General features: G+C 43.7%; 13 protein-coding genes. 10 read left to right on the forward strand and 3 right to left on the reverse strand.

Annotated features, from left to right (window positions below):
- Positions 1–27: 27 nt before the first annotated feature.
- Positions 28–1,047: a DNA polymerase III subunit delta gene (holA, locus tag ACO067_RS24025; RefSeq protein WP_421879531.1), complete on the reverse strand. Its 1,020-nt coding sequence runs from the start codon at positions 1,045–1,047 to the stop codon at positions 28–30.
- Between the two features lie 277 nt (positions 1,048–1,324).
- On the opposite strand from holA, the gene ACO067_RS24030 reads away from it, so the two are divergent.
- The 6 genes from ACO067_RS24030 to ACO067_RS24055 all read left to right on the forward strand — a co-directional run bounded on the left by ACO067_RS24030 (position 1,325) and on the right by ACO067_RS24055 (position 8,551).
- Entirely contained in the window at positions 1,325–2,707 is a 1,383-nt protein-coding gene (locus ACO067_RS24030; RefSeq protein WP_421879958.1) for a circularly permuted type 2 ATP-grasp protein, read from the forward strand.
- 17 nt (positions 2,708–2,724) lie between these two features.
- Positions 2,725–3,696 carry an alpha-E domain-containing protein gene (locus ACO067_RS24035; protein ID WP_421879534.1) on the forward strand — a complete coding sequence of 324 codons (972 nt, stop codon included), beginning with the start codon at positions 2,725–2,727 and terminating at the stop codon, positions 3,694–3,696.
- Positions 3,697–3,699: 3 nt separating this feature from the next.
- Entirely contained in the window at positions 3,700–4,443 is a 744-nt protein-coding gene (locus tag ACO067_RS24040) for a peptidase (RefSeq protein WP_421879537.1), read from the forward strand.
- Positions 4,440–5,258, forward strand: coding sequence for a transglutaminase family protein (locus ACO067_RS24045; RefSeq protein ID WP_421879540.1), 819 nt, complete (start codon positions 4,440–4,442; stop codon positions 5,256–5,258). Before ACO067_RS24040 ends, ACO067_RS24045 begins: the two co-directional genes overlap by 4 nt.
- A 92-nt stretch (positions 5,259–5,350) precedes the next feature.
- Entirely contained in the window at positions 5,351–6,649 is a 1,299-nt protein-coding gene (tyrS, locus tag ACO067_RS24050; protein WP_421879542.1) for a tyrosine--tRNA ligase, read from the forward strand.
- A gap of 48 nt (positions 6,650–6,697) precedes the next feature.
- Positions 6,698–8,551, forward strand: coding sequence for a hypothetical protein (locus ACO067_RS24055; protein ID WP_421879545.1), 1,854 nt, complete (start codon positions 6,698–6,700; stop codon positions 8,549–8,551).
- A 3-nt stretch (positions 8,552–8,554) separates the two neighbouring features.
- Here ACO067_RS24055 and ACO067_RS24060 read toward each other — a convergent pair whose 3' ends face one another.
- Positions 8,555–9,394 carry a hypothetical protein gene (locus ACO067_RS24060; protein ID WP_421879548.1) on the reverse strand — a complete coding sequence of 280 codons (840 nt, stop codon included), beginning with the start codon at positions 9,392–9,394 and terminating at the stop codon, positions 8,555–8,557.
- Positions 9,395–9,400: 6 nt separating this feature from the next.
- A complete protein-coding gene (locus tag ACO067_RS24065; RefSeq protein WP_421879551.1) occupies positions 9,401–10,330 on the reverse strand; it encodes a DM13 domain-containing protein in 930 nt (309 codons plus the stop codon).
- A 141-nt stretch (positions 10,331–10,471) separates the two neighbouring features.
- Between ACO067_RS24065 and ACO067_RS24070 the strand changes: the two genes are divergently transcribed.
- From ACO067_RS24070 to ACO067_RS24085, 4 genes are all read left to right on the forward strand, one after another.
- Positions 10,472–11,113: an SDR family oxidoreductase gene (locus ACO067_RS24070; protein WP_421879554.1), complete on the forward strand. Its 642-nt coding sequence runs from the start codon at positions 10,472–10,474 to the stop codon at positions 11,111–11,113.
- Between the two features lie 113 nt (positions 11,114–11,226).
- Positions 11,227–14,397, forward strand: coding sequence for a WD40/YVTN/BNR-like repeat-containing protein (locus tag ACO067_RS24075; protein WP_421879557.1), 3,171 nt, complete (start codon positions 11,227–11,229; stop codon positions 14,395–14,397).
- A 60-nt stretch (positions 14,398–14,457) separates the two neighbouring features.
- Complete coding sequence (locus ACO067_RS24080) at positions 14,458–14,673, forward strand: type II toxin-antitoxin system VapB family antitoxin (RefSeq protein WP_421879560.1); 216 nt, start codon at positions 14,458–14,460, stop codon at positions 14,671–14,673.
- Positions 14,670–15,041 (forward strand): PIN domain-containing protein, encoded by a 372-nt coding sequence (locus tag ACO067_RS24085; protein WP_421879563.1) that lies wholly within the window; start codon positions 14,670–14,672, stop codon positions 15,039–15,041. The genes ACO067_RS24080 and ACO067_RS24085 overlap by 4 nt, the downstream gene beginning before the upstream one ends.
- The last annotated feature ends 27 nt before the right edge of the window (positions 15,042–15,068 follow it).

Raw genomic sequence — 15,068 nt, forward strand, 5'->3', positions numbered from 1 at the left:
TGAACGTAAGAATTCGTCCAATTGTATTTAATGCATCAGTTTAAAAATGAGCTCTTTGAGGATGTCACCCTCTTTCATCGGGCCGAAACCAATTCCTTTGGACTGTAGATCTGCCTGATGGATCATTTCGATGTTTCTAACGACGACCTGCACTGGATAGTTTTTGGCAGCCATCACATATTCCCCTGCAAAAAATGGGTTGACACCAATCGCTCTGGCAGCCGCATTTTTCTCATAAGCATTTTGATCATGAAGTATGAGCAATTTGGAAAAATAGGAGAACAAATTGGCGATGATGAGAATCAGTGGATTGCTGGAAGGATTCGCCGCAAAATAGTTGATGATCTTCACAGCTTTCACCTCGTCTCTAAGCGAAATCGCCTTCTGTAGTTCGAAAGCATTGTAGTCTTTACTGATCCCAACATATTTCTCCACCGCCTTATCATCTATCTGCTGACCATCGGGCACGTTGAGCTTCAACTTATCCAGCTCATTCGCTAGTCGCTGGAGGTTATTCCCAATATTCTCTGTGAGAATCATAATGGCCTTGTCAGTAATGTTAGCGCCAGAGGCTTTGGCATAGGAACTCACCCAGCCGGGTACCTTGTCATCGTAAATCCGCTTAGAGTCAAGAAAAACAGCGTTCTTAGCGAGTGATTTGGCAATTTTAGTTCGTTTGTCAAGGCTCTTATACTTGTGTCCAAAAACTAAAATGGTCGTAGGTAAAGGATTCTCAAGGTAAGCGGCCAACATGGTTTGTGCATCTTCCTTCTTCCAATCGCGAATGTCCTGAGCTTCTTTGATAATGACTACCTGTCGCTCACCCATCATCGGGTATTTACGAGCTACATTGAGCACATCGGTAAAGTTGATTTCCTTACCATACAGGACATACTGATTGAAGCTCTTCTGTGTTTCATCCAGTGCATTGCGCTCGATATGCGCAATGATGTTATCGATAAAAAAGGGCTCGTCACCTTGTAAAAAGTAAACAGGAGCATATTTACCATTCTGAAGATCCTTGACGATCTCTACATATTCAGCCATGGGGTAAAGTTAATTGGTCTCAGGAGATGAGAAAGTAGTGCAATGAAATTTAGTGATCCAGCCTCTCACACTTCCTCAATGCAAAATTTATAAAATGAATCAATCATCTTATCAGATCATCAATCATATTGATATATAAATCAATATTATTTTAAAATATTGATAATTGAAGGTGTTATATGATGTTAATTTCTTAATTTATTGAAGCAATTAAGACATCATCAAACTATCGACCGTGCTTTTTGATCAATACTTACCCTCCGAACATTTCGATGAGATGTTCGATCAGCAGAATTGCCGCACACCGTATGCGGAATTCAAGAATCACTTACAGCGCTTCTCCAAAAAGAAGCTCGTTCAACTACAAGACTCAGCAGATAAGGCTCAAATGTCTATGGGCATGACCTTCAATGTCTACCATGATAATCAAGGTATCGAGAAAATCCTACATCTGGACCTTATACCCAGGATCATCTCTGGAAGTGAGTGGCAGATTATTGAAAAAGGACTGATTCAGCGAATTACTGCGCTCAATAAATTCATTGATGACCTTTATCACGATCGGGCTATTCTAAAAGCGGGTATCATTCCAGAAGAGTTAGTCCTTTCGAGTAGTGACTACCTCCAACCGTGCATCGGACTAAAACCTCCGAAGGACATTTGGTGTCATATCACGGGTAGCGACATAGTAAGAGACAAGTCCGGTAAGTTCTATGTGCTGGAGGACAATTTAAGATGTCCATCTGGAGTCTCCTATTTGTTGGAAAATCGTGAAATCATCAAGCAGGCTTTTCCACAGCTATTTTCAGACCTGGGAGTGCGTCCAGTTTCTAACTACTCTGGAATGCTACTCAACATGCTGCAGCACCTGTCAGACAAACCTAACCCAACCGTGGTGGTGCTTACACCTGGCATCTATAACTCCGCTTATTTCGAGCATTCCTACCTTGCGCAGCAAATGGGTGTAGAACTGGTAACCGGGCAGGACCTCATTATCAAAGACAAACGCGTCTACATGCAGACGACCAAGGGATTGCGTCAGGTTGATGTGATTTATAGACGAATCGATGACACCTTTCTTGACCCACTTACCTTTAACCCCGGCTCAATGCTAGGAGTGCCTGGAATATTCGAAGCTTACAAGGCAGGAAATGTGGCACTGGCCAACGCACCAGGCACAGGTGTGGCAGATGACAAAGCCATCTACACCTATGTGCCAAGAATCATTGAATTTTATCTCAAAGAAGACCCAATCATTGAAAATGTGCCTACCTACCTCTGCTCGGAAAAAGAGGATCTGCAATACGTCATCGACAACATAGAAGAGTTGGTGGTAAAAGAAACCAATGCAGCCGGTGGCTATGGAATGATGATTGGACCTAAAGCCTCCAAAGATGAGCACGATAAATTCAGAAAGCTTGTAAAAGCTGACCCGAGAAAATACATCGCACAGCCCACACTTTCACTATCAACAGTTCCTACCATTACCGAAAAAGGAATAGCGCCAAGGCATGTAGATCTAAGACCATACATCCTTTACGGAGAAGAAATAAAAGTACTACCTGGAGCTCTCACACGAGTGGCACTGGTAGAAGGTTCACTGGTAGTAAATTCATCACAAGGTGGTGGAAGCAAAGATACCTGGGTTTTATTTGATTAATCTTTAAGCAATACGAGATGTTAAGCAGAGTCGCAGATTCACTGTTTTGGTTGGGACGATATACCGAAAGGGCCGAGAACTATTCCCGATTCATCGATGTAAACTTCAACTTGTCTATGGACCTACCGCCGGGTATGTCTGAGCAGTGGCAACCGCTGGTGGCTGCTACTGGAGATGAAATGCAGTTTACTGAACGGTACAGTGAATACACCCGAGAGAATTCTATTCGTTTTCTGGCGTTTGATCCGGAAAATCACAACTCCATCCTGTCTTCAGTGACCAAGGCTCGTGAAAATGCCCGTCAGGTGCGAGAAAGTATTTCTAAGGAAGTATGGGAAGTACTCAATGACCTGTATCATTTCATGAACAATGCAGTGAAACGAAAAGCCTGGAAAGTACAGGATCCAGAGCAATTCAAACAAATCAAATACAAACTTCAGCTTCTTCAAGGTATAGGCTATGATACCGCACCGAGGACTCAAGGCTGGTACTTCAACAAGCTTGGACAGTTTCTGGAACGTGCCGATAAGACGTCTCGAATTTTGGATGTTAAGTACCATTTCTTATTGCCCTCAGTAGAGGAAGTTGGCTCTCCGTTAGACTTCCTACATTGGAATGCCTTACTCAAATCGGTGAGCGGATTCAACGCCTACAAAAAACTATATGGAAAAATAGAACCCGTCAATATCGTAGAATACCTGGTTTTGAATGCTTATTTCCCTCGATCCATCTTCTACTGCCTTACCCGAGCAGAAAAATGCCTGCATGAAATCTCCGATTCCAAACGTGGCTATTCAAATCCTGCGGAAAAGGCTATGGGTACCCTCCGTTCTGAACTCGAATATGCGGACATTAATGACGTATTCAAATACGGCCTTCACGAGTACCTGGATCAATTGCAGCGAAGAATCAACGATATTTCATCAGCAGTATATGAGCAATATTTCAAGATTCAGCCTAATTTCGCCTTACAAGCTCAGGATCAGTAAGAAATGACATATTGTTTAGGCATATTGAGTAAGGAAGGTGTAGCTGGACTAGCCGACACACGTATCACCTCAGGTAACGACACCACCACTGCCAAAAAGATCTACACGGTACAGCGTGATAAGCACTCCTTTTTCATTATGACCTCTGGATTGCGATCGGTTAGAGACAAGGCCATTACTTATTTTGGAGAAGTCATCGAAGCACAGGATCAGAAGTTTACCAAACTATACAAGGCAGTCAATCAATTCGGGGAACAGGTAAAGCGAGTTGCTCTCGAGGACAAACGCGTACTCGAAGAAGCCGGATTGCAGTTCAATTTATTTTCCATCGTTGGTGGACAATTAGAAGAAGACAGGGAACCCAAATTATACCTGCTTTATCCTCAGGGCAATTGGATTGAAGTGGGTCCGGGAACTCCTTACGTGATCATTGGCAATACAGGATTTGGCAACCCAATACTAAAGAGATCGCTCACTCACGACTCCTCATTGGAGTTTGGCTTGAAAAGCGGATTTCTATCCTTTGACGCTACACGTATTTCTGCCAATGATGTGGATTACCCCATTGACACAGTGGTCTTGCGCAAGGATGAATACCATCTGATTGAACATCGGTTTGAAGAAAAGGAACTGGGTCATATCTCTGAATTCTGGAACACCCGACTAAGAGATGGCATTGATAAATTACCGGCAGTGGCGCTCTCACGAGCTTTTACCCCAAATGAACAAATGTCTCTGCTTGAGTGAAACTACGGATCAAACACATCACAGAATATCAGTATAGTGAAGCTGTTGTACTACAGCCCCACCACCTGTACTTCTACCCTGCCCATCGCAGCTACCTGAAGACACTGGATTTTAATTTGAATGTTTCTCCAGATCCGTCCGGGTTTTCTTTTCGTATGGATTTGGAGAATAATGCCTTTCATCAGTGCTGGTTCAACGAGCCACATGAGTCGCTCAGATTGACTGCAGAAATGCTGGTGGAAACTCACGAAATCAACCCGTTTGACTTCATCGTGGAATCAACGCCTGACGCATGGCCAACCTCTTTTGATCCGTACCTCGAAGGCCAACCACTACCCAAAGACATAGCGGATTGGATCGATAGTGTTACTGCTCCAGCTGGTAACAACCTGGTCACTTTACTCACATTCCTAAATAGAGAAATGTTTAGCGATTGGGAACACACCACCCGCTACGAACCAACATTGCTCTCCTTACAAGAATGCTTTTCCAGTAAAAAAGGCTCTTGTCGCGACTTGAGTTGGTTGATGATCCAGATGTTACGGAGCATTCGAATTCCGGCTCGTTTTGTCAGTGGTTATGCATTCAATCCTGAGCTAGGCCGTGGACATGAGTTACACGCCTGGGTGGAGGCCTATCTACCTGGAGCTGGATGGATTGGACTTGATCCTAATGCAGGCTTATTGGCTACAGATCATTACATTCCGGTGGTTGCCAGTCATGATCCAGCCAATACCTTTCCGGTGCAGGGGCACTACGCAGGAACTGCCTCTTCCGAGTTGAGTTTTGAAGTGACTATAGAGCAAATCGACTAGGGCTCATACAAAATAGCCGTTTGGCTTGTGTCCTTTATAACCATCCTTCTATTTTTGCGGCTCACTAATTAGATAAGATTTAACCAGAACCGATGAAAGATTTCGTAGCAGAGCTGAAATGGAGAGGCATGATCCAAGACATCATGCCTGAGACTGACCAACACCTAATGGAAGAAATGCGAGCTGCGTATGTGGGAATAGACCCTACTGCGGATTCTCTTCACATTGGTCACCTGGTGGGTGTGATGATGCTCAAGCACTTTCAGGAGTGTGGTCACAAACCCTATGCGCTAATTGGTGGAGCAACTGGGATGATCGGAGACCCATCTGGCAAATCGTCTGAAAGAAATCTACTGGATGAGGAAACCCTTCGACACAATCAAAACGCCATCAAAGAACAGCTTTCCCGGTTCCTGGAATTTGATTCGGATGCTCCCAATGCTGCCAAACTCGTCAACAACTACGATTGGATGAAGGAATTCTCCTTCCTTGGATTCATACGAGATGTGGGCAAGCACATTACCGTCAACTACATGATGGCCAAGGATTCCGTGAAGAAAAGATTATCCTCTGAAGCCTCAGAAGGAATGAGCTTCACGGAGTTTACTTACCAGCTCGTACAGGGATATGACTTTTTGCACCTTTACAAGGAAGCTAACTGCACCCTCCAAATGGGTGGTAGCGATCAATGGGGCAACATCACCACCGGAACCGAACTCATCAGAAGAATTGGTGGAGGGAAAGCCTATGCCATGACCTGTCCACTGATCACTAAAGCTGACGGAACCAAGTTTGGCAAGACCGAAGGTGGTAATATTTGGCTGGATGCCGAGCGAACTTCTCCGTACCAATTTTACCAATACTGGCTGAATACCTCAGACGAGGACGCGGAAAAGTACATCAAGATATTCACCTTTCTTGGAAAGGAAGAAATCGAAGAGCTAATCGCTGTACATAGAGAGGCACCACACCAGCGAGCGTTGCAAAACAGACTGGCTGATGAAATTACCACCATGGTTCATTCTGCAGAAGAGCTGGACAAAGCCAAAAAAGCTTCCGCTATCTTATTTGGCAAGTCTACCACGGAGGATTTAGCAGGTTTGGATGAGCGTACTTTATTGCAAGTGTTTGACGGAGTACCACAAACGGAAATTACCAAAGCACAATTAGCTGAAGCTGCAAACGTTACGGATTTACTGAGTGAAATCACTAATGGGATCGTATTCCCATCCAAAGGAGAAGCCAGAAGAATGATCAAAGGTGGAGGCGTGAGCATCAACAAGCAAAAGTTGGCCTCTGCTGAGGATGAAGTAAAATTTGACCTGCTTCAAGGCAAGTATTTGCTCGCTCAGAAGGGTAAAAAGAACTACTACCTCATTAGTGTAGTCTAAGGAGAATTAATTGTACTATTTTTACAATTGACGACAATCCAGCTAGTTATGAAATCAATTAAGCTACCCCTACTTCTGATAATGATGTTCTTCGGTATGTTTTGGGCTACAGCCCAAGACACCGACAAGGAAGATCCATACTCTGATTACTCCTATTTGTGGGAAGACTCTAAAGCCAAAGCTAAAGAAGAAAAACGTAAGGCCAAGGAGGAGAAAAAACGACAGAAGGAATTGGAGAAACTCCGAAAGAAAGGACTTCTTCCTGACTCCACAATTGTCAAGGATTCTACTATTGCACTGGATTCTATCCCTTCAGACAGTATCCCTTCAGATAGTATTGCAGCTGACAGCAGCCAATTTATTCAGAAAGAACCTGTAATGAAAAGCCACGTCATTAAAGACAGTGCCGAGCTGGGAGCTGATCACTATCCGATTTTTGATGACACGCCAGCTGACACACTGAAAAAGCCTGTTGAGGAGCCAGTAATTGAGGAAGAAGAATCCGAAGATGATGGTTTTGATCTCGAAGAACTGGATGATCAGGCTAAAGAGAAAAAACGCCTCGAAGGCAAACCAATCAATGACTTTAGAGGTGGCATGGGCGGTCCTCCATCTGGTGGGTCATTCAATGGAGGATTTACCTTCACTCAGATTGATGACCAGTATTTTGTTGGGTTAACCCTGAATCCTGATTTCGCTATAGGCAAAGTCGGCGTTGGATTGAACATCCCAATCCTCTATGGTCTTGATGATCAAAAGATCCGCACAGAAATCTTCGAGGATGGAGTCGGTGCTGCACGTCTCATCACCTACATCAGATACGGCGTTCAGAAAAAAGACCATGTTTATGTGAAGGTTGGTCAGCTGGATAACACGATGGTGGGCTATGGGGGTTTGATTAACAACTACACCAACACCACTAGCTTTGAAAAGCGTAAGCTTGGACTGCACTATGACCTCAACTGGCGCTATCTGATTGGAATTGAAGGACTTTACAGTGACTTTGATCCTGGTTCGGCCAACTTATTTGCCATCAGACCATATCTGCGTCCTTTAGGCTGGATGGATGTGCCGATCATTAATACACTCGAAATTGGTACTTCTATTGTTCGAGATAATGACCAAACCAAAATCATTACTAGCGACAGTACTTCTACTACCTATCAATTCACTAAAGACGGAGTTGGTGGTTTTGGAATCGATGCAGGCATCACTCTGCTACGGGTTCCTTTCATTCAAATCGATTTGTTTGCTCAATATTCGAAACTGAATGCGAGCTCTCCAGCATTAGTTGATTCATTAGAAACCAGCTATTCAGTGTTAGGGGAACCATCGGCCATGTCCGATGGCTATGAAGATGGTTCTGGACAGAGTGTTGGATTGAACTTCCGATTCAATTTCATTGCCAACCTGCTAGCGACAGATGTACGAATCGAACGATTGAGTTATTCTCAGCATTACCTACCACAGTTCTTCGATGCAACTTATGAGATCAACAAAGACGCTCGCATTTATTCATTGGGTGCAGCTGAAGAAATGAGTGGCATTTATGGAAGTCTCACCGGACATATACTTCAGAAGGTGCAGCTTGGCGGTAGCTTAATGCTACCAGATAACATCAGCGAAGAAACACCAGCGACCGTTCGCGTGAATGCAGATATCGATCGACTTGGTGATAAAGTCTCCATGCATGCGAGCTACATCAAAGGTAACCTCAGCACTCTGGAAGATGCTTTTACATTTGATGAGCGCTCCCTAGCCAAGATTCGATTCATTTATCATATGAACAAGTTCCTGGCCGTGGGTATGGATTATTTCTGGGCCTTCACTCCCACCGCTGATGGTGGCTACAAGGCTACTAAATACGTTTCGCCGTACTTTGGATTGAGTATCGCCTTTTAAGGATTACTTCATTTGGTAATAGATTCCCAGACTGAAGTTTGGAGATGCAAGTTGGTTTCGTCCAGATGCGGCGAAACCAGCTGATGCACTCAACCCCAAAGTTTCTGAAAAGTTGTAATCCACTTCTGGCGTAATGGAGAAATACTCTATGTTGTTGCCAAAGAAGGTATTGGCTGCATCCGCATCACCTCCACCGTTATATAAAGATTCTACACTTTTGATCTTTAGGATGAGGTAGAGCTTTTCGGAAGTATATCCAACTTCTGCCCCGTATCGAAATTCCTCCGAGAAGTTGTTGGTTCTGTTGTTAAACCCAACAAATCCTGTGACATAAAAAGGCTTTGGATAAAATGAATGACTGGCTTCCAATTTGATCAACTGATTAAATTCTCCATCCCCGGTTTGTAAACTTCCCTCTGGTTTATTTTGTCCAGATGGAATTCCTAAAATCAGACTCGCAGCAAAAACGACCGGACCTTTCTGGTTAAATCCATACTTGATCCCGACATCCGCATCTCCAAAAGAGTTGAGTTCAAATCCTTCATTCTCCAACCCACTCTGATTGAATACTTGCTTATTCTGAGTAGCTCTCACAAAAAATGGAACATAGGCAATCACGTTCCAGTTATCGCCCAGTCCATACTCCACATAAAGGTTGGTGGTGTAAAGACTGGTGGTAGGGATATCTATGACTTCTCCATCACCATCAAAAAAGTATGGGGATCGGATCATGTTTTCGGCTAGTTTGAAGTAACCTTGATTTTTGCCATATACCCAGCCACCTCCGGCATAACTGGAATAAACACCTATTATCAGAATGGTAAAAATGATGATTCTTTTCATGCTTGGTTAGTTGAGGTCAGCATATCCAAAAGTGATACTGGCAGGTTTACAGAGGATAATCACATAGCGGTAATCGTCTAACTCTATACTTGCATCGATTTCACTGACATTAAAAAACTTGGCTCCATTAGACGTGATTTCACCGAGCTCCACTCCTTGCGCTCTTACAGCAGCTCCATCGGTCGTATTGGCTAAATAGACGAAAGTACCCAATGCAAAGCTGGTGGTGAAATTGTCACTAAAAGTGAGGGTCAGATCATCATTATCGGCCACCTCCAGGATGCATGTTCCTATTGCCTGATAACTTCCAACACCCTGAAAAGTGCCTGTACGTGCCTGCATGCCAACCATGATCGGTAAGGGTTCGCTCAAAACCCCATCTACACTGGCAGTTACATTCACCTGACCATCAGACAAACCTGTGAGTAGACCTTCTTGCGTAATACTAGCTACGCTCGCATCACTTACACTCCACAGCGTGTCTCCTGTACCGGCATAAGGATCACCGGCCAGGTTGTACACTTCCAGTGATAGTTGAGTAGTACCACCTACATCTATTGAACTGGTAGAAGATGCGATGAGGACTTCCGCCACATCATTGAAATCAGTGACTACTGTAATACCAACACGCACCGTATCTTCTTCAGGATAAATAATCACGATTTGTGTTTGACCTTTGCCCGTTCCTGTGACCAAACCATTCTGATCCACAGTTGCTACGTCAGGGTTGTTGCTTCGCCAAAATAACACGGCACTTTCATCAGCCACCCACATATTGTAATAATACGTGGCCTCCACCTGAAATGTCCCTCCTATTTCTAGACTAGCAGAGGTTACATTGGTGAGTATGGCTGGATCTTTAGGATCATCCAGGTAATCCGTCCCAATACAGGATGTGGCTAGGATGGAGATGATACAAATGATTGAGTTTTTCACAGCAATAGCGTTTTCACCAATTTACCCTCATCTTATAGCTTGTGTTACCTCAATCAATTAAAAATAAGCACTTTGGTCCACTCCACGACAAACGATTTGGATACTTATCAGTACTACCTATAGAACCAAAAGGTAATTAAAATGAAAGTACTAATCATAGGCGCAAATGGTAAGATAGGTCAGAAATTGGCTAAAAAACTCAAATCAAGTAATCATCACCCAGTAGCGATGGTTCGAAAAAAAGGTCAGGTATCTCAATTTGAAACCATGAACATTGATACCGTGGTAGCCGATTTAGAATCTGAGTTCGAACATGCATACGACGGCATCAATGCGGTCGTATTTACTGCTGGCTCTGGAGGACATACCGGACCAGACAAAACCCACCTGGTTGATCGATTGGGCGCAAAAAAGGCCATTGATCTCGCTGTTAAAAATAACATGGATCAATTCATCATGGTCAGTGCGCTTGGTGCGGATTATTCGCCTGAAAAATGGCCTGAAAGCATGAAACACTACTATGAAGCCAAAGCTGATGCGGATAAGCACCTCATGCAAACTTCTTTAAACTATACGATTCTGAAACCGGGTAAGCTAACTGATGAAGACGGCAGCAACAACATCTTGATTGGTGATGAAATTGACCAAACCAATAGGGAAATACCTCGCACAGATGTGGCTACAGTTATTGAAAAGAGTATAGGCAATGCCAGCACCTACAAAAAATCATTGGAAGTACTCACTGGTAACACTCCTATTGATCAGGCTATCAATAGCTTATAAATAAGCAATATGAGCCGGCTGTATTGTTTATCCGGCCATTCTTCCAGTTATGTAAATGGACTCAAGTCAATGCAGATTATTCTGTAAGTTTATTACACACTAACAAACCCCTTATGCGTAGAATACTACTAACATTACTCATTTCCATCCCTGCGTTGACTATCGGTCAAAAACTGGACATGGACCTTATCAAAGGAATAAAACCGAGAAGTATTGGGCCCGCTGGAATGGCAGGTCGTGTGACAACTATAGACGCAGTGAATTCTCGTCCTGAAGTTATTTATGTCGGTACTGCTTCTGGAGGATTATGGAAATCAGAAAGTGGCGGTATCGCCTGGAAACCAATTTTTGATGACCAGACGACCGCTTCCATTGGTGCCGTGGCTATACAGCAATCCAACCCATCAGTAATTTGGGTGGGAACTGGAGAAGGAAACCCTCGAAACTCCCTCAATGGTGGAGACGGCATTTACAAATCTTTGGATGCTGGAAAGACCTGGAATAAAATGGGTCTGGAAAAGACACGTCACATCCATCGAATCATCGTAGACCCAATGAATCCCAACACAGTATATGTGGCAGCTATTGGCTCTCCCTGGGGTATTCACTCCGAACGTGGAGTTTTCAAAACCACCGATGGAGGAAAGACCTGGAATAAAATACTTTATGTAAATGACAAAACGGGAGCTGCTGACCTGGTGATGGATCCAAACAATCCAAACAAACTAATTGTGGCGATGTGGGAGCACTATCGTCAGCCATGGTTCTTTACCTCAGGTGGAGAAGGTTCTGGAATGTACATCACGCACGATGGTGGTGAAAACTGGGTGAAAAGAACAGATGAAGATGGTCTTCCAAAAGGTAATCTGGGTAGAATGGGACTGGCGATCGCTCCCAGCAATCCAGATATCATATATGCGCTGATTGAATCGAAAAAGAATGCTTTGTATAAAAGTACTGATGGTGGATTTAAGTGGTCCATGGTCAGCGATAAATCAGAGATAGGTAATAGACCATTCTACTACAGTGACCTATTTGTAGACCCGGCAAATGAGAATCGATTGTACTCTGTATTTACCTATGTGAACGTGAGCAACGATGGCGGTAAATCCTTTGATCAACTCATGCCTGCATATGGCACTTCTAATGGTGTACACCCTGATCATCATGCGTTTTGGGTACATCCAGAAGACCCCAATTACCTGATAGAAGGAAACGACGGTGGTCTGAATATCTCAAGAGACCGAGGACAAACCTGGAGATTCGTTGAGAATATTCCAGTTGCTCAGTTTTACCACATAGCAGTAGATAATGAATATCCATACAATGTATACGGTGGCATGCAAGACAATGGCTCGTGGGCTGGTCCTGCCTATGTATGGAAAGCACAAGGCATTCGCAACAGCTATTGGCAAGAGATTTCGTTTGGTGATGGGTTTGATGTGATTCCCGATCCAGACAACAGTCGTTACGGGTATAGTATGTCCCAGGAAGGCTTTGTAGCCATCTATGACCGAGTGACCGGGTACAATGAGTACATCCGCCCTACTGCTCCCGATCGTGAAGAAAAGCTACGATTTAACTGGAATTCGGCCATTGCGCAAGATCCTTTTGACAACAGCACCATTTACTTCGGCAGTCAGTTTGTACACAAAAGCACTGACAAAGGGGTAACCTGGAAAATCATTTCTCCGGACCTAACCACCAATGACAAAAGTAAGCAAAAACAAGACGAGTCAGGTGGCTTGACCATGGATGCAACTGGTGCTGAGAATTATTGTACCGTAATCGCTATTGAACCAAGCTCAGTAGAAAAAGGCGTCATTTGGGCAACTACAGATGATGGAAAAGTGCAGCTGACAAGAGATGGTGGTAGCACCTGGACAGATGTGAGCCAAAACATCAAAAACCTTCCCAAGTTCATTTGGATCCCGCAGGTAAAAGCTTCTAACAAAAACGCAGGAGAAGCACTGGTCGTAGCTAATAACTACAGGAACTTCGATTACACTCCTTATGCGTATCGTACCACTGATTATGGTAAAACCTGGGAGCGTATCCTGGATGCGAGTGATGTAACCAGCTACACGCTTTCCATTTTACAAGATCCTGTAGAGCCAAAACTCTACTACCTGGGTACAGATGATGGCTTGTACATTTCAATTGATGGGGCGGCATCCTGGACCAAATGGAAAAACGATTACCCAACCGTGAATACCATGGATTTGGTCATCCATCCCCGAGAACAGGATCTGGTGATAGGAACCTTCGGTCGGGCTGCCTGGGTGATTGATGACATTCGTCCATTGAGAGCAATCGCTTCATCGGGAGGAAAGGTCCTTTCCAAAACGGTTCATTTATTCGAACCACCAACCGCCTACCAAGCCATGTACCAGCAACCGACTGGAACTCGATTTGGTGCAGATGCGATGTATAATGGAGACAATCGTGAAGGTGGGGCTATGCTTTCTTTTGTCGTTAATGCACCAGAATCGGAAGAAAAGGAGGAAAATAAAAAAGATGAGAAAGAAGACGAAGATAAGGTGAGTTACGATTCGCTGACATTGGAAATCTACAATACCAGCGGTGACTTAATTAGAACACTGAAGCAAAAAGCACCTAAAGAGAAAGGAATCAACCGCATGTACTGGAGGTTAGATGAGAAAGGTGTGAACAGACTCACCAAAAGAGAACTGAATAATGATCGGGAACCAGGTGGAGCGGAAGTGCTGCCAGGCACTTATCAGTTGAAACTGATCTTTGGAGACCAATCGTCAGAGGCTTCGATTGAGGTTAAAGGTGACCCTAGACGTACACTCAGCATGGATGTGCTCAAAGCTAAATACGACGCTATAAAAGCTTTAGAAGCCAATCAGGAGTTAGCTGTCGGTCATGTAGAGCAACTCAAGGAGAAACTAAAAATCGTAGAGACCCTCACCGAACGCATGAAAGCCAAAGATGAAAAAGGCTTTGAAGAGCAAATCAAGCTGAGTAATGACATGAAAGACACACTCAATAGCTTTATGGCTTTGTATTTTGGCAAAGAAGATGATCGACAGGGAATTACTGCAGATCAACCAAACACCATTGACAACTATTTGGGTAATGCCAACTTCTACCTGACCAATGCCTTACATTCACCATCCAGCACTGAAGAAGCACTTATGAAGAAGTTTAAAGACGAAATGACTTCAGCCAATGACACAGTGGACAACTTCTTAAGTAGTGAATGGCCTAAATATAAAGAGCAAATGGAATCTTTGGATTTGAGTCCATTTAAAGATTAATTATTTGCATTTATCGTATCGTTTATCGTATTTTTGTTTCATACGATAAACGATACGATTATGAAGGTTACAGCTATTATTGATGATGCACTCATCGATGAGGTAAAGTCTGTCACGGGCGGTAAAAACATCACCGAAAGCATCACCATCGCTTTGAAAGAGTACTTGCGAGTCAAAAAGCTCGATAAGGTTTTTGAAGAGCTAGATCGTGAGCCTTTTCAGTTCAATGAGGATTTCCAGCCTTATGGCCTTCGTGATCAAAACCGGAAAAGATGATTTTGGTAGACACTTCTGTCTGGATCTCCTTTCTTAAAAAAGATGACCAGGACCTGGTAGACATCCTTAAAAGTTATCTCAAAAGGCAAGAAGCCTTCACTGTTTCAGCTGTATTTGGGGAATTGCTTCAAGGTGTGAAAAACAAACGGGAACGTGATGTGCTGGAGATGCTTTGGGAAAGCCTACCTAAAGTCTCAGAAGAGCATTTGTTTCTTGAAGCTGGAGCGTTATCCAACAAGCACAAGTTCTATGCTCATGGAGTTGGGCTGATTGACTGCTACATCCTTTCGGCTGCCATCAGGCACAATCTGGCACTTTGGACATTGGATAAAAAACTGGGAAAGGCAGCTGCAAGTTTGTTGAGCTGATATTACGTATTAAATAAAAAATCCCTG

The organism is Marinoscillum sp., assembly GCF_965229915.1.
GTDB lineage: Bacteria > Bacteroidota > Bacteroidia > Cytophagales > Cyclobacteriaceae > Marinoscillum.